The following is a 22,568-nucleotide window of genomic DNA, read 5'->3' as shown; positions in this document are numbered from 1 at the left end:
AGGTTATGGAACAGCCTTTTCGTCGAAGTCGCCGGGTTTTGCTCTCAGAAGCGTCATTGCTGTGCGGGACTGCAGGCAGTTGTCCGCCTGCTCATGTAGCAGCTCGTGACAATCGCGATCTGCCCAGATTTGCACCACACCCTCTCGCCGGAATACCTCTAGGGGCAAAGGGTTCGTGGCGTAGGGATTGTGATAAATCCTCAAGCCATCGGTGATCTTCTCTGGGCCTTCGCTGGCTTTGACCACAACAGGCCTCATCCCGTCAGGCGTCGACCAGATTGAGCGAATGATCGCGTCAGGGTTTCCACACATGGCGTCCACCTTCCCCCAGGTTGCCAAATGACTGAAGGCCACCGCGCTGATGTGGCTGAACCTTGGGTCGAGAAAAAGACCCAGCTCGATCTTCGCGCCGTTATCCTTCGCCACAGTGCCGAGGGATCTCGCTACAGGCCCATCTGGGAAGCGTTCGGGGTTAGCCAGGTACTCAGCCTCGTTCACGTAATAGTCGAACAGCAACGCCTCAATAGGCCGATAAGCCTGAAGGTGAAACCCTGGCTGCTCAAAAGGCGCAACGGCCAGGACAAACGGGCGTCCTTTCACGTGGCCGTGATTCGCATACTTGTCCAGGTATTTCTTGGACTTGCTCATGAACGCGTTGGCCAGGCGAATAATCGCAATCCGATTGAGCTCGTTGAAATCGACGTTATCGTAGAACTCTGGCGTGAGGGGCTCCCCCCACTCAGGGGTTCCATCGGCTGCGTGATTCGCCGTGGTGGCCTCTACCGTAAATGTCGTGTCTGCTGCGGTGACCAAAAAGTCAGGCGCGGCGTGCTTCCAGTCAAACGAGAAACCGTACTCGCGGAAAGCCGCGTACAGATAGATCTCCCAAAAGCTCGAGTTGAAGGTGGTCTGAAACTCATTGACGAACTTTTTATCCCTGTCCGGGAAACCTTCAAGCCACCGCAAAATTTCATCGCGCTGGTAGTGCCGACCAATGCGTCCATCAGAAATCGTCTTGAAGTGCTGATGAAGCTTGTCTTGATCGAAAAGAGGCGTAAGTAAGTCCATTTTACGTCACCAAGTCTAAACTAAGTTAGGATTAATGCTCTCTAGTGCAAGCTTACTCCTCACGAACAGACTTTGGAAAGGTCTCGAATATTAGCTCACGGCTTATGATCACCACCAAGCCTCTCACACACCCATAAGTCCAACGTATAGTGAAACTGCGAGTCGGACTACGACCAATGGTGTAGACACCAGAGAGTACACTAGCAAATCGTAGCATGTAGTGGCATATTGCCCAGTAACGAAGCACCCTTTGACATAAACCTGGCGGAGACGGAGAACTCGAAACGTCTCCCAAGAAATCTAGCAGACAAGGATCATCACCGATGCGATTTCAAATTGAAAAAGTCCAAGCTGATGGAGAGTGGGTTCCATTAAGTGACAGGCGCATCAGCAGCGAAAACGAAAACATATTTACTATGGTTGTCGGACAAAACGCAGTTGGAAAAAGCCGGCTACTACGAAAAATCGTTAGCAACTACATATTTTCACATGTAGAAGCCGGTCAACATCATTCAGAAAGTGCCGAAAATTACGTTAGTCTACTTCCTCGACCAGTTGAGAGTTTATTCACCTACGAACAACTCCCCAGCCATATCTCCATACCTAAAACAGATGATATTGCTTTAACAATACAGCCGGGCATTCATAGAAAGGAAATTCCTTGGAGCATACCACCAACAGAAATTCGATCAATAAGCTCTTACAGAATGCCAAAAGAACTCGCCGTAGACTCACATGGGATACATAAGGGTGAGGTTTTGCCTTCACTCGACTCCAAGTGGCACCCAGCCCATGTAATAGCCGTATCAACCGGTAGACATGATAGATTCCCAAGCACTCTGCAGTATAAAAGACGCGCGGCACCCATTAATTATAGCTACATTGGTACAGAGCGGCCTCATGGCAGCAGCGTCCCGAGCAGTCTGGCCTCATTAATCGACGGTCTAATTAAAGGCCATCAGAACATAAAGAAACTTTCTAAAATATTTGAATACCTTGGATTTATTCCCTACCTTGATTTAAAAATATCTTTAGACATCAAGCAACTATACAAGCTATCCGAAGCTGAAAGACTAGAAATCTACCAAAATTGCGACTACGAAATACTGGCATACTTATCTGAATATGGTGATTACCCACCGCATGTTTCGCCACAAGAACTACACTTTTATGAGTCTTTAAAAAGACAGAAGAGATCGCATATAGAAGTAAACTTCTGGAATATAGAGTCAGGAAGGGGGCACGGAGTTCTGGGCAACATCGCCCCACTTCTGAAAGCCGGTCTTATTAAAATCTATGATGTCACGCTAATCAAGAGCGCAGACAAGTCACGCTTGCGATTAAGCCAAGCCAGCTCTGGCCAACAATGCATGATCACCATCATGCTCGGAATTGCTGGATCTATTCAAAACTGCTCACTGATTTGCATCGACGAACCGGAAATTAGCTTACACCCACAATGGCAATCGAATATGGTACAACAACTGCAGGAGGTTTTCTCAGACTTTCACGGTTGCCATTTTGTCATAGCCACCCACTCTCCACAACTTGTATCCGGGCTTGTCACGGAGAGTGGCTATGTATTGAATTTGGAAGAAAAAAAACTATACCACTCATTCGAGTATGCTCAGAGATCTGCTGATTTTCAGTTAGCAGAAATTTTCCATACACCTGGTAAAAATAACGAGTACCTGCTGCGCATAACGCTGCTATTGCTTACAAAAATAACAAGGCGCGAACAGCTTAACAAAGAAGACATTGAAACAATCAGCAAGCTATACCAACTAAGAGGAAAAATGAGTGACACCGATCCAGTATATCACCTAATCGGCCAGATCGAGGCGCTCTATTAATGCGCCCTATAATATTTGAAGGATCAAATTTAGAATTCGTATCCTGCTATGACGGCATAAATCATAGCATCTGGAATACCATTACAGGCCCCATGGTTCCACTTAGAGCGGCCATTCGCGATCATTACATAAGAGAACAAGGTTACAAATGCGCTTACTGCAGACAGATAAAACGAGAGACACATGGTTCAAGCTGGGACGTTGAGCATATTATTGCAAAATCCGAACATCCTAGGTTTTTATTTGAACCAGAAAACCTAGCTCTGGTATGCAAAGAATGCAACTTGAGCAAAAGCAATAAAGACGTCCTAACTAAACGACTAAGAAAAAAATCACCCTATCCGAGAGACAAAGAAAGCTTCAGCATTATACACCCTCACTATGACACATACTCCGACCACATGGATATATCTATATTATCTGGCAAGATAATATTTATCCCAAAGAACAAACACAAGGGCAGGGAAACATTTGACATGTGTAACCTAGTCAGATTTTCTTATGAGTATGGTGGGTGGGACAGCTTTAATTACGGACTAACTAAAGAGGTTAGTAACTTTCTGAAAAACTGCCCCGCAAATGCAACACCACAGAAAATCTCAGAACTTTTAGGCTTTCTGAACACTACGGTAGACTCAAGCTTTTCCGAGCTGATTTCTACCTAGGTATTAATTTAGATTTATATCCCAACTTCTTAGAAAAAATTTACATTTATGCATGGATCCAAAAAACCGGCCCTAAGGCCGGTTTTGGGTTTGCTGCTAGGTGAATCAGACAGAGACCGCACCCGCGATGTGCGGATGAGGATCGTAGCCAACGAGCTCGAAGTCTTCGAACTTGTAGTCGTAGATCGACGCCGGCTTGCGCTTGAACTGCAGGATCGGCAGAGCACGCGGCTCACGAGCCAACTGAGTCTGCACCTGCTCCAGATGGTTGGAGTAGATGTGAGCATCGCTCAGCGTGATGACGATCTCGCCCACGTCCAGGTCGCACTGCTGGGCAAGCATGTGGGTCAGGCAGGCCAGGGACGCCGTGTTGTATGGCAAGCCAAGGAACATGTCCGAAGACCGGATGTAGAGGTGCGAGGAGAGCTTTCCGTTGACCACATAGAACTGGTACAGCAGGTGGCACGGAGGTAGGGCCATCTTGCCGTTCTTGGCGTTTTCCTGCGGGCTGACCTTCTCGTCGGGCAGGTACTCAACATTCCAGCCGTGGAAGATGATCCTCCGGCTGTTCGGGTTGTTCTTGATTGCGTCAACCACGTAGTCGATCTGGTTGATCGAGCCGCCATCTTTGGTTGGCCAAGCTGTCCACTGCTTGCCATAGACTGGGCCCAGGTCACCTTCTTCGGTGGCCCACTCGTTCCAAATTTTGACGCCGTTCTCGTTGAGCCACTTGATATTGGTATCGCCATTCAAGAACCAGATCAGTTCATTGACGATACTTTTGAAGTGCAACTTCTTAGTAGTGAGCAGCGGAAAACCTTTGGATAGATCGTGACGGTACTGCCGACCAAAAACACTTACAGTGCCAGTCCCAGTACGATCCCCTTTCCGAGCACCACTCTCTAAAACATCTTTCAACAAATCTAAATAACTTCTCATAAACTCTTCTCCGCCTGCTCGGACTGCAAGACATCGATAACCTGCCGGAGTCTAGCAATTTCACCCCTCAGCTCCAACAGCTCGTCGTCCTTTCGATCCTTTGCCGCCTCTAGCCTAGGGACGGCGTCCTTGATGAAATTGACACGCGCGTCCAGCTGATCGGCGCGATCATTGGCTTTGTGGTACATGTCAAACCAGTGGAGCACCTCCCGCCGGGAGGCTTCCAGCTTGGAGGTAAGCACGCTCACTGGATCGGCGGCTTTGGCCTTTGTCTGGCGTCGACGAATCTCCTCGATCACCCGGTTTTCTTTGATCGCCTTGAGGCGCTGCAGAGGCCAGATGCGCTGACGCAGAGTATTCCGGTGAATCCCGGTGATGCGGCTCAGCTCTGCTGCAGTCGCTTTTATCGAGCCGTTAGCCGCGATGGCCATCAACCCCTTAGTGATAACCTCTGTGTTCCGGTCAAAATCTTCCTGGTTCTTCTTATCAAATGCATTACCAGCAGTGACTACATCCGTCATTCTTCTACCTCGATTCCGAGACTCAGCAATACCATCCTGGCCTCCTCCATAGCCGCTTTATAGTTTTCATAACTTGCCTTAAAAGAAGGATCAGAAAGCTTACTTTTGTTCTCGTCGTAGATATTTTTCCAAGCCGGCGCATGGGCCTCAGTTACAACTGCCTCTTTGCATCGAGTTGGATTACAGCGAAGACCACCAATACAAGGCAAACTTGGATCAAAAGATTCGTTCTTCTTACCATAGCAAAGAGTGCTACCAATACTCACGACAGCAATATTTTGCTCTGCCATAAACTGAAAGACTTCTTCCTTTGTGTAGCCTGCCGCCATATAACCCGAAAAAGCCTTCTCCAGAGAAGCTTTATGCTCCCCCGCCAAAGGCCCCGTGTAGTTACCATCAGGGTCGTAAGAGGCTCGGATAAGCTCGTCCTCGGCTTGACGTTTAATCGCACCTACGCTGTTACGGGTGCCACCCTTAGATAAAACTTCCCCGATTTCGCCATATGAAAGAGTAGTTTTACTGAACGACCTGCCAATTTCAACTTGACCTACAAGCTCACCAAAGTGCTTCAATTGGTGCGAAATAAAAGGCAGCCCAAGACCTGCCCTACGCATCTGAAAAGCAAGCGTATGTCTTAACATGTACGGAAAAAAGCCAATTTCTTCAACTTCCTGCTCGCTCAAAAACCCCTTGAAGAACTTATTCATAGGATAATCAAATCCAGCACCGCAGAGTGCGAGAGGAATTTCTCCGTTAGGAATGGTATAGGCTCGAGAGAAAACGTATGGGTTGTTTTTAAGACTACTGAGAATCGCGCTCGCCCGGATCGCATCTTGAACAATCGGGATTGCCACCCAGTAATCATCGAAGAGAGCTGTCAAATTTTGCTGGTGTTTCTCGACCTTGCCTGCAATCAACCAAAAACCAGTCTGGCTATCTTTTTTGAGGCACGAAGCCCCCACCAGTCGCACCAACTCTCCTGGCCTCATACCTGTGTATTGGGCAACAACGTACATGCAAGCATAACCGACGTAATTGACATATTCTTTAAAAGAAACATCAAACTTTGAGCCGATCAATTTTTCACATCGTCGCCTTAAAGAAGTTCTATCATCTCCTATAAAAATTTCATTCAACACCCCTAGCCTGCCAGGCCAGAACTCCTCAAATGAACTCAAAGGATAGCCAGCTATATAAAGCCTGTAACACGCATACACATTGAATTTATCGAGCGACAAATCATTATCCGCACTCAAATAAAAGCGCTTGCTATTTCGCACTCCTAAACTTTCTTTATCTTCAACTGCTTCCCCAACAGCTTCGAGAAAATCCACGACAACCATAGAGGCTACGTGTGACGAGTGCTCGAACAGATCATTGCGAAGCAACTTCCCCTTTTTTTCCTCGTCTGCTTTCGCTGATGGATTTTTTTCAGCAGACAAACGAAGCCAAGGTAGATTATCAAAGATCACCGTTGGAACGGTTTCAGGGAATAGCGTCCCCTGGAGTCCGGGGGACTGAATAGCCCGAAAAAAAAGTTCAATATTCGAATGGTAGGCCCACGGATACCTAGCTGCAGCGACATGGTAGTAGTGCGACGGAATCAGGGACAGAGATTGCAACGTAGTATCGATGTAGAAGTTACCCAACTCCTCCCGCAAAACCAGGTAAAGCTGCTCGATAAATTTCAGAGCCTGATCAACGCTAGGAACATTTGTTTGCGGCTTACGCAGCTTAACTGGTTTTTTATCAAGCTCATACTTGAAAAAGCCAGGCACATAAATATATAAGTAGGCAACGCACTTAATTTCGAGAATCACAGATTCCGGAATACTGCGATAGCGGCCAAAATCGATTTTTAGACGACCCCCTTTTACCAGACGAGATACATTAGGATTATCTTCATTAAAATCCCACACCATATCGTTGAATAGCGAAACCTTCGAAACTCTAGTCGAGTTCAAAGCATTCAGAATCTGGAGGGCGTAAGCAGATTCATCTTGCACCTCCGCCCCTGAGAGGAGGCCAATGATGCCTTTGTTGTGAGCGCCAACTGACAACAAAGCCTTCACTGCAGGCTCGCTAAAATTCACAATCCAACCCCGTCTACCAAAACCGTACTACTAATATAATCCGAACGGCGCTTCGCCTCAGAAAGCTCCTCTTCAGAAAAGTCTGATATGCTCGGATCTAAAATACCCTTCAAAATACTCATATTTTCGCGAACGACCGCCCCATATGGAGTATCCATCACTCTCGAAACTTCAACAAGCCTACTGTAATCGCGATATAGCGCGAAAAGTTGTGGCAAATGGGCCACTGTGATCATCGCATTTTCACAAGACAAACACTTATTGTAGAGTGAGCATGGAGTACCAGGGACATAAGAGCTGAGACTTTTGACAAAGTCCGGTGGATTCAAGATATTCTTGCAATCTGCCAAAGGGGTTCTGAATACAACACCATAAGTATTCTCCACCAACGACCTTGCCGCAACATCTTCGACCTGCACCACCTTAATCAAACTCTGTTGCCTTTGATTAACCGCATCAGAGTGAATAGACGTAAGTGCTTCATTAAGCTTGGTTCGCGCTACTCGGTTAAAATCCATACGATCCAGATAGGCCATCGTCGTTCGAAGATTGGCATGCCCCATGATGACCTGAATTTCTTTGGCCGTAACACCTTTATCAACCAACTCACTTACGAAGCTTGGCCGCAAACGAGAGGCCGAAAGACTCAGCGGCGTACCATCGTCTGCCAAGATACATTTGGACTTCGTGTAAGTCGATAGAAGCCTTGAAACAATACTATGGCCAGCAGACGCCAAGCTTATTATTGTACCCCTAGTACGACCGGTGCCTGACCTCCAGATGAATAGTTTTTTTGCAATTTCATCGGGTGCTTCACGCCGAACGCCTTTAGTAAGCGCAATAACAGATGCAAAGACCTTGGCAACTTCGGCTGACTGAGCGCCTGTCAACCAAGCTATATCGGCGTTAACCAAATCAAGATGCTGCTCTTTCTCACCAGTCGACCGCTCTTTCCAAAACTTAAGGCATGGTCGCCGGGTAATAGGATGGCATGGCTGATAGTCATCAACATCCAATCCTTTAAGAGAATCCGCGTTCAGACCGGTAACCTGCGCCAACTTAACGAGATACGGCGTAATGAAATTATTATCGACATTCGTCTGAACTCCCCAAGAGCGGTAAACATCGACGGGACTAAGTCGTAGTTTACTCAGGGTATGCATGAATGTCCTTGCGTACCGGCATTGCTTCATACCTTCCCGCGTAGGCGGCGTACAATTCAGTCGATTCTCGAAAACCCAACGCATGTTATCAAGCGTCGCTAATCCTCGACAAATCTGTGTTTGATCTTCCTGGAACGGATCAACGCCTATACCTGACTTTACGTAAGGTTTGATCAAAGAGTCGTAGACCTTGATGTCCCCATTAACTGTTTCAGCAATACGCTCGCGCTCTCCTGGAGAGTATGGACGATACGTATCCGTCGCTCTTTGCGTATCAAACCCTCCAACATCATAAAATGCGAATCCGTCTAACTCAGAGATAGCGCGCAGACTTTTAAAAACCGTGCGCGTCTTGCTGAGTATAGAGTTGGCATAGTGAGAAGATATTTCTCCGACAATCAACAAGCCCTCGAGCCAAGAGCGAAATTTAATCAATGCATACGGGCCAATCAATACGAATATAGGCTCAGCACCACTATACCCACTACTGGCTAAGAAACTGGCAAAAAACATATAGGACTGCATCGCCATCCGCCATGTTGGCTTGCCAGCATTGAAAGATGATGCATAGGCAAATAAATGCATTACACAAAGGAACGGTTTGTTTTCTACTGAAACCTCAAGCTCAGATGATGTAACTACACGAGCCTCACGGAGCCTCGTGAACTCGTCACTTAGCCGCTCCTCTGATTCTTGGCCTTCAATCCCGGCTTCGCCGCCTCGCTCTTTGACCGGCACATACTCATCTGATAGGTAACCTGAATCCTTATGACTCTGGTTTATGATCTCAAGCGCCGCTTTGACACCCGGATAATCAACCAGCTTCGAAAGCTTTGAGAATCGGGACTCGTAATCAGCAAGTCCTCGCACACCAATTTTATTACCAAAAATTGGAATCTCGTTTTTATCACCATCGGACAGGCCTTCATACCAACCCAAAAGCTTTAGGCCCCAGTTATGACCTGCGGCAGATCTCTCATCAAGACTGAGAAAACCACTCACGAACAGTTGTGTTATGAGGCAGCGCTCAGCCAGAGCAAATAGCTCTTCGTTTTCCGGGAGACCCAACTTAGAAATATATTCGTCAGTGAGGTAAAGCTCATTATCGTATGCGTCCCGCTCCAGCTCTAGGTCGAAAAGAGCAGGAAGGGAATCTTTAGTCCCGTCATATCACTTCAAGACTTTCGCCTTATCTAAAATAGGGACACTCATTTCTTAGCTCTCAGATCGATACGGACGGACGTTCGCTTCCATAACTGAGCCATCATCTCGGCTCGTGTCATAAGCCCCGATTCATCAGTACAAAGGTAACGGTACGCTTCTAGGGTAATCTGGGTATAGATATCAGTCGTATCCATATGTGCATGACCCAGTGATCGCTGTACAGCCAGCATTCTTTCCAGAACATCATTACCCATATCAGGGCTTCTTAGAATTGCATAAGCATGTCCATGACGGAGTTTATGCGGTGCGACTGGCTTTTGAAGGAGGCCTAATTTTACCCCTCGCTCAGAGATACGCCGAAGGACGCCGCTGACCGAGTCGGCGTTATAAGCATCGCCATCGGCATTGAAGAAGGCGGGAGTAGTCTCCGGGCTTTCAAATCGGGATGCATGCCGCTTATACAACGGCGTTGCTTGGTACTTGGCAATACGCTCCAGAGTTGCCCGACTTACGATTGCATACCGGGCCTTATACTCATCCCCACGCCCCTTGCTGCCGTAAACAAACAATGGGCAATAGGCGGGCTTACTTGCGGCCTCTGCCTGATACACCATCTGAGTTTGAGAGAAACGCAGAGCATCTTTTATGGACTGAAGACTAACGCGCCCAACTTCTGATCGACGTAGGCCAGCATCGAAAATGAACTGGAGTAAGCAGCGCTCCCGCTCGCTATCGGTTGACTGGATAAGCCCGCTCAAATCTTCAGGTGAACAGGCATGAACCAATTTACGATTTGGACTGGGAGAGATAAACCCTAACGCGTAGGGATTATCCTTTCTACGTGCTGGCTGATCTGCGTCGGCAACGCATAGAAACTTATTGAAGAATGAACGAAAGCAAGCATCGCGATTTCGAATGGTGACAGGGTCAATCCCATCGAGTCTACGAAGATCAGCTATGTAGGCGGCAAGTGTAGGCCGAGTGACTGTGAGTAAGATTTCGTCCGGCGAGCTGCCTTTGAACTGAGGCAATTGAGCCAAACTACCCACCAGATAACCCAGGTTACGACCGTAGGTCTCTTGCGAATCCCGCGAAAGGGCAGATGTTTTAGCCGCTCGTGTTAGGTACTCGGACACCAGCGGCAGAAGACGCTCATGCTCATCGAAAACCCCGCACCCAGTGACTGTGACCTTCCCCGAGACCACTGGCGCTTCATCGTTCAGGGCTGAGGCGCTTAGATCCAGCACCGAATCGTTTTCTACCACTACCTTCACTGCTACCCCCTTCGACAAGGCGGCACATACTATTCAGACTGTGCGCAATGTCAACATCCAGATAAAGCCGGAGGGGTAGGCAAATTTTTTTATGCAGCCGCTAGGTAATGTGCATTTTCCTGGCCGTCTGATAAAAGGCCCAGGTCGTTGGAACGGATGTAGAGGGTCAGGGAAATTTCCTTTGTCTCTACATTCGGGTGGAACTGGTACAGCAGGTGGCAGGGCGGCAGCGCCATTTCGTCCAGCTGCGCGCAGTTCCAGCCGTGGAACAGGATGCGCCGGCTGCCCGGGTCATTGGCGATGGTGTCCAGGCACTGACGCACCTGGTCGATGGCTTTGTACAGGATGACGAAGGCGACGCCGTTTTCCTCGTCCTGGGCGATGCGGCGGAAACCCGCCTTCTCGGCCATCTCGATGGCTGCCGGGTTGCTCAACGGGATGCGCTTGTAGCCAGGCCACTGGCGCCACTGCACGCCGTAGATCTCGCCCAGGTCATCCTCGCCCTGGCGGAACGGGTTGGCCAGCCACTGGGCGTTTTCGTTGGCGTTCTGGTCCCAGACCTTGCAGCCGAGCTCGCGGAATTCACCGGCGTTCTTCACACCGCGCAGGAAACCGACCATTTCGCCGATCGCCGACTTGAACGCCAGCTTGCGCGTGGTGATGGCCGGGAAGCCCTTCTGCAAATCGAAACGCAGCATGGCGCCCGGCAGGCTGATGGTGCGGATGCCGGTGCGGTTGCCCTGCAGCGTGCCGTTTTCGATGACGTCGCGGACCAGGTCCAGATACTGTTTCATGGCTTACCTGTAGCAAGAACGGCTGGGGGATCGCCCCAGCCGTGGGATTAGTCAGGCGGGTTTCGCCGTGGGCTTGCGATTATAAGCCCACCAGATCAGGCCGAGGCCAGCGAGGACCATCGGTACGCACAGAATCTGACCCATGGTCAGCCAGCCCCAGGCCAGGTAGCCGAGCTGGGCATCCGGTACGCGGACGAATTCGACGATGAAGCGGAAGATGCCGTAGAACAACGCGAACATCCCGGAAACCGCCATGGTCGGTCGCGGCTTGCGCGAGAACAGCCAGAGGATGACAAACAGCGCCACGCCCTCAAGGGCGAACTGGTACAGCTGCGACGGATGGCGCGGCAACTGTGCAGGGTCGCTGAACGGCGGGAAGATCATCGCCCATGGCACATCGGTCGGCTTGCCCCACAGTTCGGCGTTGATGAAGTTGCCGATGCGCCCGGCGCCGAGGCCGATTGGTACCAACGGGGCGACGAAGTCCATCAGTTCGAAGAACGACTTGTTGTTGCGCTTGCCGAACCACAAGGCCGCCAGCATCACGCCAATGAAGCCGCCGTGGAACGACATGCCGCCTTTCCAGACCTCGAAGATCAGCGTCGGGTTGGCCAGGTAGGCGTGCAGGTCGTAGAACAGCACATAGCCCAGCCGGCCACCGACGATCACCCCCATCGACAGCCAGAACACCAGGTCGGAGAGTTTTTCGCGCGTCCAGGTGGGGTCGAAACGGTTCAGCCGGCGCGAGGCGAGCAGCCAGGCACCCCCTATGCCGATCAGGTACATCAGGCCATACCAATGGATTTTCAGCGGCCCGATGGCTACGGCCACGGGATCTATCTGCGGGTAAGGCAGCATGGAACTTCCTCTCGGTTCAAATCAGAAAGCTGAGCCCGACGCAGAACAGCAAGGCTGCGAACAGGCGCTTCAACAAACGTGGCGACAACTTGTGCGCCAGGCGCGCGCCGAAGCGGGCGAAAAACATGCTGGTCACGGCAATGCCGACCAGCGCCGGCAGATACACGTAACCCAGGCTATGGGCCGGCAGGTGCGCCTCGTTCCAGCCCAGCAGCATGAAACTCAGGGCACTGGCCACGGCAATCGGCAGGCCGCAGGCCGAAGACGTGGCCACTGCCTGCTGCATGGGCAGGCTGCGCCAGGTCAGGAACGGCACGGTCAGCGAACCACCGCCGATGCCGAAAATCGCCGAAGCCCAGCCGATCACCCCGCCGGCACCGACAAGCGCAGGTTTGCCGGGGATGCCACGGCTGGCCTTGGGCTTGAGGTCGAGCGCCATCTGCGCGGCAATGACCAGGGCGAACACACCAATGATCTTTTGCAGCAGCGGCCCCTGGATCAGCGAGGCGGTCTTGGCGCCGACACCGGCGCCGATGAGGATGCCCAGGGTCATCCAGGCGAAGATTGGCCACTGCACCGCACCTTTGCGGTGGTGTTCGAGCACGGCGTTGATCGAGGTGAAGACGATGGTTGCCAGCGATGTGCCGACCGCCAGGTGAGTCAGCACCGACGCATCAAACCCCTGCAAGGTGAAGCTGAACACCAGCACCGGCACGATGATGATGCCACCACCCACACCGAACAACCCGGCCAGCACACCGGCACAGGCGCCCAACACCAGATAGAGCACGAATTCCATTCGTCTTCCCCGAAAAATCAATCCGGCATGGTAACGGAAGCCGGGCTCGGCGCTCTAGTGAAGTCTGTGTCAGGATGGATCAGTCCCGCCGCTGTGAGTACAGTGGCAAAAACACACAGAGGCTCGAACGATGTGCCTGATCGTATTCGCCTGGCGACCAGGGCATGCCCTGCCATTGGTCGTGGCGGCCAACCGCGACGAGTTCTATGCTCGCCCTACCCAGGCCCTGGCAGCCTGGGAAGACGCGCCGGGGGTATATGCCGGGCGTGATCTGGAAGCCGGCGGAACCTGGTTGGGGGTGGGGCCGCAAGGGCGTTTCGCGGCGCTGACCAACATCCGCGACCCACGGCAACCGTTGGGTCCACGTTCACGCGGCGAACTGGTAGCCGCCTACTTGCAGGGTGAGCTGGAGGTCGAGGCCTACCTGGATCAGGTGGCCAGCCGTAGCGATCAGTATTCGGGGTTCAACCTGTTGGTCGGCGATGGCCGACAGCTTGGCTACCTGCATGCGCGGGATGCCGCACCGTGTTTGCTTGAGGCCGGGGTGTACGGGGTATCCAACGCCGGGCTGGATACGCCGTGGCCGAAGCTGCTGAAGGCGCGTAGCGGGCTGCAGCGGTTGCTGGAGACGGCAGACCCGCAGCGGTTGCTGGCCTTGCTGGCCGATGCCGAACCTGCGCCGGAGGGCGAGCTGCCGGAGACCGGGGTGGGATTGGCGACCGAGAAACTGTTGTCGAGCGTGTTCATTGCCAGCCACAACTATGGAACCCGGGCGAGTACCGTGCTATTGGTCGATGATCAAGGCAGAAGGCGGCTGATTGAGCGCAGTTTCGGCCCGTTTGGCGGGCATCTTGGAGAAGTTGACCTTTTGCTTTGAGGGCCATGGGGCTGTTTTGCAGCCCCAGCACTTCAGAGGGTTTTATTGGCTCCAGGCCCGATCATGCGCGCCAGCCCCAGGTTCTTCAGGGCCAGCTGCAGCGAGCTGTGGATAACCTGCGGGTTGTCATGGCTCAGGGCTTCCACCAGCAGCTCCTTGGCCTTGCTCAGGTTCACCTGACGCAACATCCATTTCACTTTCGGCAGGTTGGTGGCGTTCATCGACAGACTGTCGAAGCCCATTGCCATCAACAGGATCGCCGCCGCCGGGTCACCGGCCATCTCGCCACAGATACTCACCGGCTTGCCTTCGCCATGAGCGTCGCGCACCACCGTGTTGAGCGCTTGCAGCACCGCCGGGTGCAGGTAATCGTACAAATCAGCCACTCGCGGGTTGTTACGGTCTACGGCCAGCAGGTACTGGGTCAGGTCGTTGGAGCCGACCGACAGGAAGTCGACCTGCCGCGCCAGCTCCTTGGTCTGGTACACCGCCGCAGGAATTTCCACCATCACGCCCACCGGCGGCATGGGCACATCAGTACCTTCATCACGCACCTCGCCCCAGGCGCGGTGGATCAGGTGCAGCGCCTCTTCCAGCTCATGGATGCTGGAGATCATCGGCAACAGGATGCGCAGGTTGTTCAGGCCCTCGCTGGCCTTGAGCATGGCGCGGGTCTGCACCAGGAAGATTTCCGGGTGGTCGAGGGTGACGCGGATGCCACGCCAGCCGAGGAACGGGTTTTCTTCCTTGATCGGGAAGTACGACAGCGATTTGTCACCGCCGATGTCGAGGGTACGCATGGTCACCGGGAGCGGATGGAATGCCGCCAGCTGCTCGCGGTAGATGGCCAGTTGCTCCTTCTCGCTGGGGAAGCGCTGGTTGATCATGAACGGCACTTCGGTGCGGTACAGGCCTACCCCTTCGGCGCCGCGCTGCTGGGCACGGGCCACGTCGGCGAGCAGGCCGGTGTTGACCCACAGCGGCATGCGGTGGCCATCCGGGGTCACGCATGGCAGTTCGCGCAAGGCATCCAGGCCGCGCGCCAGCTGGCGTTCTTCTTCGACCACATCGCTGTACTGCTTGCGCAGTACTTCGCTGGGGTTGGTGAACACTTCGCCCTTGTAGCCGTCGACGATCATCTCGATGCCGTCGACCTTGGAATAGGGCAAATCGACCAGGCCCATCACCGTCGGGATGCCCATGGCACGGGCCAGGATGGCGACGTGGGAGTTGCCCGAGCCCAGCACCGAGACCAGGCCGACCAGCTTGCCTTCCGGCACTTCGCCGAGCATCGCCGGGGTCAGCTCTTCACTGACCAGAATGGTGTTGTCGGCATACACCAGCGACTGGGAGCGGGCTTCCTGCAGGTAGGCCAGCAGGCGTCGGCCAAGGTCCTTGACGTCGGAGGCGCGCTCGCGCAGGTAGTCATCGTCCATCAGCTCGAAGCGGTTGACGTGCTCACCCACCACCTGGCGCAGCGCGCCCTGGGCCCACTGGCCGGTCTTGATGACTTCGGTCACTTCACCGCCCAGGGCCGCGTCTTCGAGCATCATCAGGTAAACGTCGAACAACGCGCGTTCTTCCGGGCGCAGCTGGGTGGCCAGCTTGGCGGACAGCTTGCGCATGTCGTCGCGCACGCCTTCAAGGGCGTTCTGGAACAGGTTCAGTTCGGCGTCGATGTCATCGACGGTCTTGTCCGGCACCACTTCCAGGTCGGCCGGCGGCAGCATCACCACGGCGCGCCCCACGGCGGCGCCAGGCGAGCCCGGCACACCGACGAAGCGCGCTTCCTGGATGCCCTTGCCCTGGCGGCCCAGGCCGCGGATCGAGCCGGTCGCCTCGGCGTGGGCGATAACCCCGGCCAGTTGCGCGCTCATGGTGACCAGGAAGGCTTCTTCGCCCTCGTCGAACTGGCGCCGCTCCTTTTGCTGAATGACCAGTACCCCGACCACGCGGCGGTGGTGGATGATCGGCGCACCAAGGAAGGAGGCGAATTTCTCTTCACCGGTTTCGGCGAAGTAGCGGTAACGCGGGTGATCGGCAGCGTTTTCCAGGTTCAGCGGCTCTTCCCGGGTACCGACAAGGCCAACCAGGCCTTCGTTCGGGGCCATGCTGACCTTGCCGATGGAGCGCTTGTTCAAGCCTTCGCTGGCCATCAGCACGAAGCGGTTGGTTTCCGGGTCGAGCAGGTAGACCGAGCAGACCTGACTGCCCATGGCCTCCTTGACACGCAAGACAATGATCCCCAACGCCGACTTGAGATCTTTGGCGGAGTTTACTTCCTGGACGATCTTGCGCAGCGTATTGAGCATGGCTCGGGGTCGAACTCCGTCGTCAGTCGCGCGTCAGCAGACGCGGTGCTAGCTCTTTCAGGGCGCGTCGGTACACCTCGCGCTTGAATGTCACAACCTGGCCCAGCGGGTACCAATAGCTGACCCAACGCCAGCCGTCGAACTCCGGCTTGCCGGTCAGGTCCATCCGCACCCGCTGTTCGTTGCTGACCAGGCGCAGCAGGAACCACTTCTGCTTCTGGCCGATGCACAGCGGCTGGCTATGCGTACGCACCAGCCGCTGAGGTAAACGATAACGCAACCAGCCACGGGTGCAGGCAAGAATTTCCACATCATCGCGTTCCAGGCCAACTTCTTCGTTCAGCTCGCGGTACAGGGCGTCTTCCGGCGTCTCGTCAGGGTTGATGCCACCCTGGGGAAATTGCCAGGCATCCTGGTTGATCCGTCGAGCCCATAGCACCTGCCCGGCATCATTCGTGAGAATGATCCCGACATTGGGGCGAAAACCATCCGGGTCGATCACGGCAGCAACCTCGCAAACGCATGTCACCGCATTGTTCCACAAAGCTTGCGAGCGCAGCAACGCGCCCGCCAAGCTTATGTGCAGCCGTGCGAAAACTCCGTATTCTGCGGGCCTATCTTGTGGCTGATGCGAGTGACCGCAATGCGCCTGGCTTTATTCGACCTGGACAATACCCTCCTCGGTGGCGACAGCGACCATGCCTGGGGTGATTACCTGTGCCAACGCGGCATCGTCGACCCGCTTGCCTACAAGCAACGCAACGATGCTTTCTACCAGAACTACCTGAACGGCACGCTGGACCTGCAGGCCTACCTGGCCTTTTCCATGGAGATCCTGGCGGCAACGCCCGTGGCCCAGCTCGACGAATGGCACCGCGACTTCATGCGCGACTGCATCGAGCCGATCATCCTGCCCAAGGCGCTGGCCTTGCTGGAGCAGCACCGTGAAGCGGGCGACCAGCCGGTGATCATCACCGCCACCAACCGCTTCGTCACCGCGCCGATTGCCCGGCGCCTGGGTGTTCGCGTATTGCTGGCGACTGAATGCGAGATGCGTGATGGCCGTTATACCGGGCGTAGTACCGATATACCCTGTTTCCGTGAAGGCAAGGTGACGCGGCTGGAACGCTGGATGCTGGAGAACGGCTTCGATCTTGAGGACAGCTACTTCTATAGCGACTCGATGAATGACTTGCCGTTGCTGCGGCGGGTGACGCATGCGGTGGCGGTGGACCCGGACCCGAAGCTGCGGGCCGAGGCCGAGAAGCGCGGGTGGCCGGTGGTCTCGTTGCGGGATTGAGGTTTTCCTGTTCCGGCCTTCAGACTGGCTTGGCCCCCATCAGCCCGGCAATGGACAGGAAGCAAACCGCACTGAACACCGCCAGTGCCAAGGTAAAACGCAACCCTGCCACCTCAGCCTTGCGCAGCCGGTTCAGCCGCACCAGCAGCCACCATACGGCAAACGCGCCGAATATATAGATGACGCTGGAAGCCAGCACCCAGGCTTGCCCCAGCGGCCAGCCCACCAGGTGTACCAGCCACCAGCCGGTGATCGGCATGCTTGCCAGGCACAGGCCCATCACCAGCCAGACGAACACCAGCGGCCGGCGCAGCAGCTTGGCGTAGGCCTCGGCATCGCCCTGGCGACGGGCGCGTACAGTCCAGATCGCCAGGCCCAGGGCACCCAGCAACAGGATTGCGCTGGCGAGGATGTGCAGGGTCTTGAAGGTGGTCAGGTGTTCCATGTCCGAATTGTCCTTTATCAGGCCATGTTGGCAGCAGCCTTTTTCCTTGCAGGAGCAGCCTTGCGGCCCTTTCGCGACACAAGGTCGCTCCTGCAAGGCGAGAGATCTGGCTTAGCTTAGCCGCTCAGCCCAAAAACAGCTTGTAGGCCGGGTTATCAGTCTCGTCCCAGTACGGGTAGCCGATCTTGGCCAGCGCCGCCGGTACCAGGTGGCGCTCGTCCTCCGGTACCTGCAACCCTGCCACCACGCGCCCGTCTGCCGCGCCATGGTTGCGGTAGTGGAACATCGAGATGTTCCAGCGCCCGCCCAGCTTGTTGAGGAAGTTGAATAGCGCCCCCGGCCGTTCGGGAAACTCGAAGCGCAGGACCATTTCGTCGCTGGCACCCGCCGAATGCCCACCGACCATGTGGCGAATATGCAGCTTGGCCAGTTCGTTGTCGGTCAGGTCGGTCACCGGGAAGCCCTGCTCGGTCAGCTGCTGTACCAACGCCGCGCGCGGGTCGTTTTCCGGGTGGGTCTGCACGCCAACGAAGATGTGCGCTTCGTCAGAGGTATGCTTGCGGTAGTTGAATTCAGTGATCTGACGCTTGCCGACAGCCTCGCAGAATGCCTTGAAGCTACCCGGGCGCTCCGGGATGGTGACGGCAATGATCGCTTCGCGCTTTTCCCCCAGCTCGGCACGTTCGGCCACATGGCGCAGGCGGTCAAAATTGACGTTGGCGCCCGAGTCGATGGCCACCAGGGTCTGGCCGGTGACGCCGTACAGCTCGACGTACTTCTTGATGCCGGCCACGCCCAGGGCCCCGGCAGGTTCGGTGATCGAGCGGGTATCGTCATAGATATCCTTGATTGCGGCACAGATCTCGTCGGTGCTGACAGTCACCACCTCGTCTACATGATGACGGCAGATATCGAAGGTGTGCTGGCCGATCTGCGCCACCGCCACGCCGTCGGCAAACAGCCCGACCTGCGGCAGTACCACGCGTTCGCCAGCCGCCATGGCAGCCTGCAAGCAGTTGGAATCATCCGGCTCGACACCGATCACCTTGATTTCCGGGCGCAGGTACTTCACGTAAGCAGCAATACCGGCGATCAGGCCGCCACCGCCCACGGGCACGAAGATCGCATCCAGCTGGCCAGGGTGCTGACGCAGGATCTCCATGGCCACGGTGCCCTGCCCGGCAATGGTGTGCGGGTCATCGTAGGGGTGGATGTAGACAAAGCCCTTTTCATCCACCAGCTTCAGCGAATAGGCCAGTGCCTCGGGGAAGGAGTCGCCATGCAGCACCACCTTGCCGCCGCGCGAGCGCACGCCTTCGATCTTGATCTCCGGGGTGGTCTTGGGCATCACGATGGTGGCCTTGATACCCATTTCACGCGCAGCCAGGGCCAAGCCCTGGGCGTGGTTGCCGGCCGAGGCGGTGACCACGCCACGGGCCAGTTCTTGCGCAGTCAGTTGGGCCAGCTTGTTGTAGGCCCCGCGGATCTTGAACGAGAACACTGGCTGCAGGTCTTCACGCTTGAGCAGGATCTGGTTGCCCAGGCGCTTGCTCAGCTGCCCGGCGCTCTGCAGCGGGGTTTCGACCGCAACGTCGTAGACGCGCGAGGTGAGGATCTTCTTGACGTACTGTTCGAGCATCGGGAAAGCATCACTGGGCCGCGGGACAAGGGCTTGGAGTCTACCCCAGCGCTACGTCGGGCGACCACAGCAAAGCCGTGCGAGCCGTTATACTAGGCTCCTTTCAAAACCGCCCTGCCCCTCTCGGAGCCCGCATGACCCAGGACCAACTCAAACAGGCCGTCGCCCAGGCCGCTGTCGACTTCATTCTGCCCAAGCTGGATGAAAAGAGCGTTGTCGGCGTCGGTACCGGTTCGACCGCCAACTTCTTCATCGACGCCCTGGCTCAGCACAAGACCGCCTTCGACGGAGCGGTCGCCAGCTCCGAAGCCACCGCCCAGCGCCTGAAAGGCCATGGTATCCCGGTCTACGAACTCAACAGTGTCAGCGAACTGGAGTTCTACGTGGACGGTGCCGACGAGAGCGACGCGCACCTGAACCTGATCAAGGGCGGTGGTGCAGCCCTGACCCGCGAGAAGATCGTTGCCGCGGTGGCCAAGACCTTCATCTGCATCGCCGATGCCAGCAAGCTGGTACCAGTGCTGGGCGCGTTCCCGTTGCCGGTCGAAGTGATACCCATGGCCCGCAGCCACGTGGCGCGCCAGTTGGTCAAGCTGGGCGGCGACCCGGTGTATCGCGAGGGTGTGGTCACCGATAACGGCAACGTGATCCTCGATGTGCACAACCTGCAGATCACCAACCCGGTGGAGCTGGAAGCACAGATCAACGCCATCGTTGGCGTGGTCACCAACGGCCTGTTCGCTGCGCGGCCGGCGGACCTGCTGCTGCTGGGCACCTCCGAGGGCGTGAAAAGCCTGAAGGCCGAGTAACCCTCCGCGAGGGCCCTCGTGTCGCGACACAAGGCCGCTCCTTGTGTCGCGATGGGCTGCACAGCAGCCCCGCCCCTTACTCTACGACCTGCTTGAACACATAGAACAGGTTCGGCTCACTGACCAGGTAAATGGTCCCCGCTTCATCCATCGCAATCCCCTCCGCCTGCGGCACCGTCGCCTGCAACCCTTGGAAACCCTTGCGCAACGACAGGGTGCTCAGCGGTCGGCCTTCCACATCCAGCTCCAGCACCAGCCGCGACTCGTCAGACAACGCCAGCAGATGCCCGCTGCGCTCATCGAACTGCAAACTCGACAGGTCGCGCACGAACAGCCGTGAATCACGCTTGCTGTCCTGCACCACGTGTACCGCATAAGGCTGGTCGGGCTTGTCATGCGGAAAACCATGCACTTCGTAGATCAGCATCGGATCGCGCTCCTTGGCCACGAACAGGCGCTTGCCTGCCGAATCGTAGGCCAGCCCCTCGAAGCCCTTGTTGCCGTTCAGGCCTATGCCCAAGGTCAGCTGCTCGGCATCGCCGGCATCGAGGAACGTGGTGTCATCATCGAGGCGCACGCGAATCAGCCGTTGCTGGCGCTCGTCGGTAATGACATAGCTGTTCGGCCCGACATACTCGACGGCTTCCGGGTCGCCGAAACCGGTCAGCGGTACCCGGCGCAGGATGCGACCGTCCAGCGACAGTTCGATCAGTTCGGAACGGGCATTGGTGACCGTGAACAGGGTCTTGCGGTCGGGGTCGTAGGTCAGCGCCGAAAGGTCATCATCCAGGCCTTCGACCGGCTGCGCCTCGACCACTACCCGGTAGCGGTCCAGGCCGATGCCCTGCTGCGCAGGCTGCCACCAGGCCTTGAGGTTGAACCAGCCACGCTCGAACAGGCGGAACTCCTGCCCGGCCCATCCGAGCAGAAGGAAGCCGGCAACGGCTACGACAAGAGAAAGGCGAACAAAACGACGCATGCGTACAGACTCGACATAGGGGTGACGAATCTAACCACGAACAACTGAAACAAAGCTTAATGCCAGCATCCGAAAAGTCGGATGTTCAGGCTAGTTTTTTCTGAAGCGATAGAACAGGGCCGGCTCGCTGACCATGTACAGGTTGCCCTTGTCGTCCATGGCCACCCCTTCGGCGCGCGGGATGGTATCTCGCAGGCCATTGAAACCGCCCAGCAAGGTCATGAAGCTGACCTGCTGGCCCTGCTCGTCCAGTTCCAGCAGTATGTTCGAATCCGCCGACAGCACCAGCAGATGGCCAGTTCGCGGGTCGACACTCAGCGCCGAGAGGTTGCGCAGGTCCAGTTCATCGCTGGGCAACACCTGCTTGTCACCCGTGAGCGGGCTGCGGCCATCGGTGTTCCAGGTGTGCAGCTTGGGCGGGCGCTCCTCGCCGATGACCAGGCGCTGGCGCAGCGGGTCCCAGGCAACCGCCTCGAAGCCCTTGTTGCTTTTCACCGACTGGCCCAGGTCGTGGCTCTGGAAGTCATCATGGTTCAGGGCGGTGGTCTGGGCATCCACCTTGACCACGGTCAGGTCGTGCAGGCGCTCGTCGGTAATGGCCAGGTAGCCGTCCTCCAGCACCGCGACGCCTTCCGGGTTGTTCCAGCCGTTGAGCGGGATCTTGCGCAGGACCTCGCCATCCAGGTTCAGCTCGACCAGGAACGGGTTCTTGCCCATCACTGCAAACAGGGTGCGGGTATGCGGGTTGAAGGCCACATCGGAGGCTTCGTCATCGTCCATCCCCGGCAGCGGCTTGGCATCGATGTCGACACGGTAATCCGGCAACCACACGCTTTCGCTGCGCTCGGCGGTGCTTTCAAAGCTTTCCTTGAGCCACAGCGCGCCGCGGTCATCCCAGTGCATGGCCACAGCCACGCCATAGCCAATCACGGCCGCCACGGCCAGGCCGAAGGGCCAGCGCAGGTAGAAACGACGCTTGGGTGTTGCCGAGGCGCTGGAGGGTGATGACATGCGGG

General features: G+C 55.6%; 19 protein-coding genes and 1 pseudogene. 5 read left to right on the top strand and 15 right to left on the bottom strand.

The features are described from left to right. Positions 1-3: 3 nt before the first annotated feature. The gene (locus ACVWZT_RS10070) at positions 4-1,068 is read right to left on the bottom strand and encodes a hypothetical protein (RefSeq protein WP_457469147.1); all 1,065 of its coding nucleotides are present in this window, start codon (positions 1,066-1,068) and stop codon (positions 4-6) included. 323 nt (positions 1,069-1,391) lie between these two features. On the opposite strand from ACVWZT_RS10070, the gene ACVWZT_RS10065 reads away from it, so the two are divergent. Together ACVWZT_RS10065 and ACVWZT_RS10060 are read left to right on the top strand one after the other, a co-directional pair. Beyond that, positions 1,392-2,921 (top strand): AAA family ATPase, encoded by a 1,530-nt coding sequence (locus ACVWZT_RS10065; RefSeq protein ID WP_457469146.1) that lies wholly within the window; start codon positions 1,392-1,394, stop codon positions 2,919-2,921. Then, positions 2,921-3,586, top strand: coding sequence for an HNH endonuclease (locus tag ACVWZT_RS10060; protein ID WP_457469145.1), 666 nt, complete (start codon positions 2,921-2,923; stop codon positions 3,584-3,586). Before ACVWZT_RS10065 ends, ACVWZT_RS10060 begins: the two co-directional genes overlap by 1 nt. Before the next feature lie 105 nt (positions 3,587-3,691). Here the strand turns inward: ACVWZT_RS10060 and ACVWZT_RS10055 are convergent, their stop codons facing one another. The 8 genes and pseudogenes from ACVWZT_RS10055 to ACVWZT_RS10020 all read right to left on the bottom strand — a co-directional run bounded on the left by ACVWZT_RS10055 (position 3,692) and on the right by ACVWZT_RS10020 (position 13,191). After that, the gene (locus ACVWZT_RS10055; protein ID WP_457469143.1) at positions 3,692-4,525 is read right to left on the bottom strand and encodes a thymidylate synthase; all 834 of its coding nucleotides are present in this window, start codon (positions 4,523-4,525) and stop codon (positions 3,692-3,694) included. Further along, positions 4,522-5,046: a hypothetical protein gene (locus ACVWZT_RS10050; RefSeq protein ID WP_457469141.1), complete on the bottom strand. Its 525-nt coding sequence runs from the start codon at positions 5,044-5,046 to the stop codon at positions 4,522-4,524. Before ACVWZT_RS10050 ends, ACVWZT_RS10055 begins: the two co-directional genes overlap by 4 nt. Beyond that, positions 5,043-7,118 carry a tyrosine-type recombinase/integrase gene (locus ACVWZT_RS10045; RefSeq protein ID WP_457469140.1) on the bottom strand — a complete coding sequence of 692 codons (2,076 nt, stop codon included), beginning with the start codon at positions 7,116-7,118 and terminating at the stop codon, positions 5,043-5,045. The genes ACVWZT_RS10050 and ACVWZT_RS10045 overlap by 4 nt, the downstream gene beginning before the upstream one ends. A gap of 17 nt (positions 7,119-7,135) precedes the next feature. Continuing rightward, complete coding sequence (locus ACVWZT_RS10040; RefSeq protein ID WP_457469138.1) at positions 7,136-9,304, bottom strand: site-specific integrase; 2,169 nt, start codon at positions 9,302-9,304, stop codon at positions 7,136-7,138. A gap of 206 nt (positions 9,305-9,510) precedes the next feature. Further along, positions 9,511-10,740: a tyrosine-type recombinase/integrase gene (locus tag ACVWZT_RS10035; protein WP_457469137.1), complete on the bottom strand. Its 1,230-nt coding sequence runs from the start codon at positions 10,738-10,740 to the stop codon at positions 9,511-9,513. 134 nt (positions 10,741-10,874) lie between these two features. Continuing rightward, a pseudogene (locus ACVWZT_RS10030) lies at positions 10,875-11,534 on the bottom strand (thymidylate synthase); the annotation flags it as partial. A gap of 51 nt (positions 11,535-11,585) precedes the next feature. Then, entirely contained in the window at positions 11,586-12,392 is an 807-nt protein-coding gene (lgt, locus tag ACVWZT_RS10025) for a prolipoprotein diacylglyceryl transferase (RefSeq protein ID WP_457469135.1), read from the bottom strand. Positions 12,393-12,408: 16 nt separating this feature from the next. After that, complete coding sequence (locus ACVWZT_RS10020) at positions 12,409-13,191, bottom strand: sulfite exporter TauE/SafE family protein (protein WP_225779641.1); 783 nt, start codon at positions 13,189-13,191, stop codon at positions 12,409-12,411. A 130-nt stretch (positions 13,192-13,321) separates the two neighbouring features. Between ACVWZT_RS10020 and ACVWZT_RS10015 the strand changes: the two genes are divergently transcribed. Beyond that, complete coding sequence (locus tag ACVWZT_RS10015) at positions 13,322-14,068, top strand: NRDE family protein (protein WP_457469133.1); 747 nt, start codon at positions 13,322-13,324, stop codon at positions 14,066-14,068. Between the two features lie 32 nt (positions 14,069-14,100). On the opposite strand, the gene ptsP is transcribed toward ACVWZT_RS10015, so the two are convergent. Further along, positions 14,101-16,380, bottom strand: coding sequence for a phosphoenolpyruvate--protein phosphotransferase (gene ptsP, locus ACVWZT_RS10010; protein ID WP_296232626.1), 2,280 nt, complete (start codon positions 16,378-16,380; stop codon positions 14,101-14,103). A 22-nt stretch (positions 16,381-16,402) separates the two neighbouring features. After that, the gene (locus ACVWZT_RS10005) at positions 16,403-16,882 is read right to left on the bottom strand and encodes an RNA pyrophosphohydrolase (RefSeq protein WP_003249017.1); all 480 of its coding nucleotides are present in this window, start codon (positions 16,880-16,882) and stop codon (positions 16,403-16,405) included. A 141-nt stretch (positions 16,883-17,023) separates the two neighbouring features. Between ACVWZT_RS10005 and ACVWZT_RS10000 the strand changes: the two genes are divergently transcribed. After that, positions 17,024-17,680, top strand: a complete 657-nt coding sequence (locus tag ACVWZT_RS10000; protein WP_296232617.1) for a histidinol-phosphatase — start codon at positions 17,024-17,026, stop codon at positions 17,678-17,680. 19 nt (positions 17,681-17,699) lie between these two features. Here the strand turns inward: ACVWZT_RS10000 and ACVWZT_RS09995 are convergent, their stop codons facing one another. After that, entirely contained in the window at positions 17,700-18,125 is a 426-nt protein-coding gene (locus ACVWZT_RS09995; protein WP_457469131.1) for a DUF2269 domain-containing protein, read from the bottom strand. 124 nt (positions 18,126-18,249) lie between these two features. Continuing rightward, a complete protein-coding gene (ilvA, locus tag ACVWZT_RS09990; protein ID WP_457469129.1) occupies positions 18,250-19,764 on the bottom strand; it encodes a threonine ammonia-lyase, biosynthetic in 1,515 nt (504 codons plus the stop codon). A 134-nt stretch (positions 19,765-19,898) separates the two neighbouring features. On the opposite strand from ilvA, the gene rpiA reads away from it, so the two are divergent. After that, on the top strand, positions 19,899-20,573 hold the full coding sequence (gene rpiA / locus ACVWZT_RS09985) for a ribose-5-phosphate isomerase RpiA (protein WP_013974672.1): 675 nt from the start codon (positions 19,899-19,901) through the stop codon (positions 20,571-20,573). A gap of 76 nt (positions 20,574-20,649) precedes the next feature. On the opposite strand, the gene ACVWZT_RS09980 is transcribed toward rpiA, so the two are convergent. Further along, positions 20,650-21,552, bottom strand: coding sequence for an SdiA-regulated domain-containing protein (locus ACVWZT_RS09980; RefSeq protein ID WP_457469127.1), 903 nt, complete (start codon positions 21,550-21,552; stop codon positions 20,650-20,652). A 90-nt stretch (positions 21,553-21,642) separates the two neighbouring features. Then, complete coding sequence (locus tag ACVWZT_RS09975) at positions 21,643-22,563, bottom strand: SdiA-regulated domain-containing protein (protein WP_457469125.1); 921 nt, start codon at positions 22,561-22,563, stop codon at positions 21,643-21,645. Between the last annotated feature and the right edge of the window lie 5 nt (positions 22,564-22,568).

The organism is Pseudomonas sp. TE21394 (assembly GCF_054057835.1).
The sequence above is the reverse complement of the archived record's forward strand: the minus strand, read 5'-3'. Positions and strand labels throughout refer to the sequence as shown.

Coding starts and splice junctions, on each gene's coding strand:
- ACVWZT_RS10070 (WP_457469147.1), bottom strand. CDS start 1,068: ATGGACTTACTTACGCCTCTTTTCGATCAAGACAAGCTTCATCAGCAC.
- ACVWZT_RS10065 (WP_457469146.1), top strand. CDS start 1,392: ATGCGATTTCAAATTGAAAAAGTCCAAGCTGATGGAGAGTGGGTTCCA.
- ACVWZT_RS10060 (WP_457469145.1), top strand. CDS start 2,921: ATGCGCCCTATAATATTTGAAGGATCAAATTTAGAATTCGTATCCTGC.
- ACVWZT_RS10055 (WP_457469143.1), bottom strand. CDS start 4,525: ATGAGAAGTTATTTAGATTTGTTGAAAGATGTTTTAGAGAGTGGTGCT.
- ACVWZT_RS10050 (WP_457469141.1), bottom strand. CDS start 5,046: ATGACGGATGTAGTCACTGCTGGTAATGCATTTGATAAGAAGAACCAG.
- lgt (WP_457469135.1), bottom strand. CDS start 12,392: ATGCTGCCTTACCCGCAGATAGATCCCGTGGCCGTAGCCATCGGGCCG.
- ACVWZT_RS10020 (WP_225779641.1), bottom strand. CDS start 13,191: ATGGAATTCGTGCTCTATCTGGTGTTGGGCGCCTGTGCCGGTGTGCTG.
- ACVWZT_RS10015 (WP_457469133.1), top strand. CDS start 13,322: ATGTGCCTGATCGTATTCGCCTGGCGACCAGGGCATGCCCTGCCATTG.
- ptsP (WP_296232626.1), bottom strand. CDS start 16,380: ATGCTCAATACGCTGCGCAAGATCGTCCAGGAAGTAAACTCCGCCAAA.
- ACVWZT_RS10000 (WP_296232617.1), top strand. CDS start 17,024: ATGCGCCTGGCTTTATTCGACCTGGACAATACCCTCCTCGGTGGCGAC.
- ACVWZT_RS09995 (WP_457469131.1), bottom strand. CDS start 18,125: ATGGAACACCTGACCACCTTCAAGACCCTGCACATCCTCGCCAGCGCA.
- ilvA (WP_457469129.1), bottom strand. CDS start 19,764: ATGCTCGAACAGTACGTCAAGAAGATCCTCACCTCGCGCGTCTACGAC.
- rpiA (WP_013974672.1), top strand. CDS start 19,899: ATGACCCAGGACCAACTCAAACAGGCCGTCGCCCAGGCCGCTGTCGAC.
- ACVWZT_RS09980 (WP_457469127.1), bottom strand. CDS start 21,552: ATGCGTCGTTTTGTTCGCCTTTCTCTTGTCGTAGCCGTTGCCGGCTTC.
- ACVWZT_RS09975 (WP_457469125.1), bottom strand. CDS start 22,563: ATGTCATCACCCTCCAGCGCCTCGGCAACACCCAAGCGTCGTTTCTAC.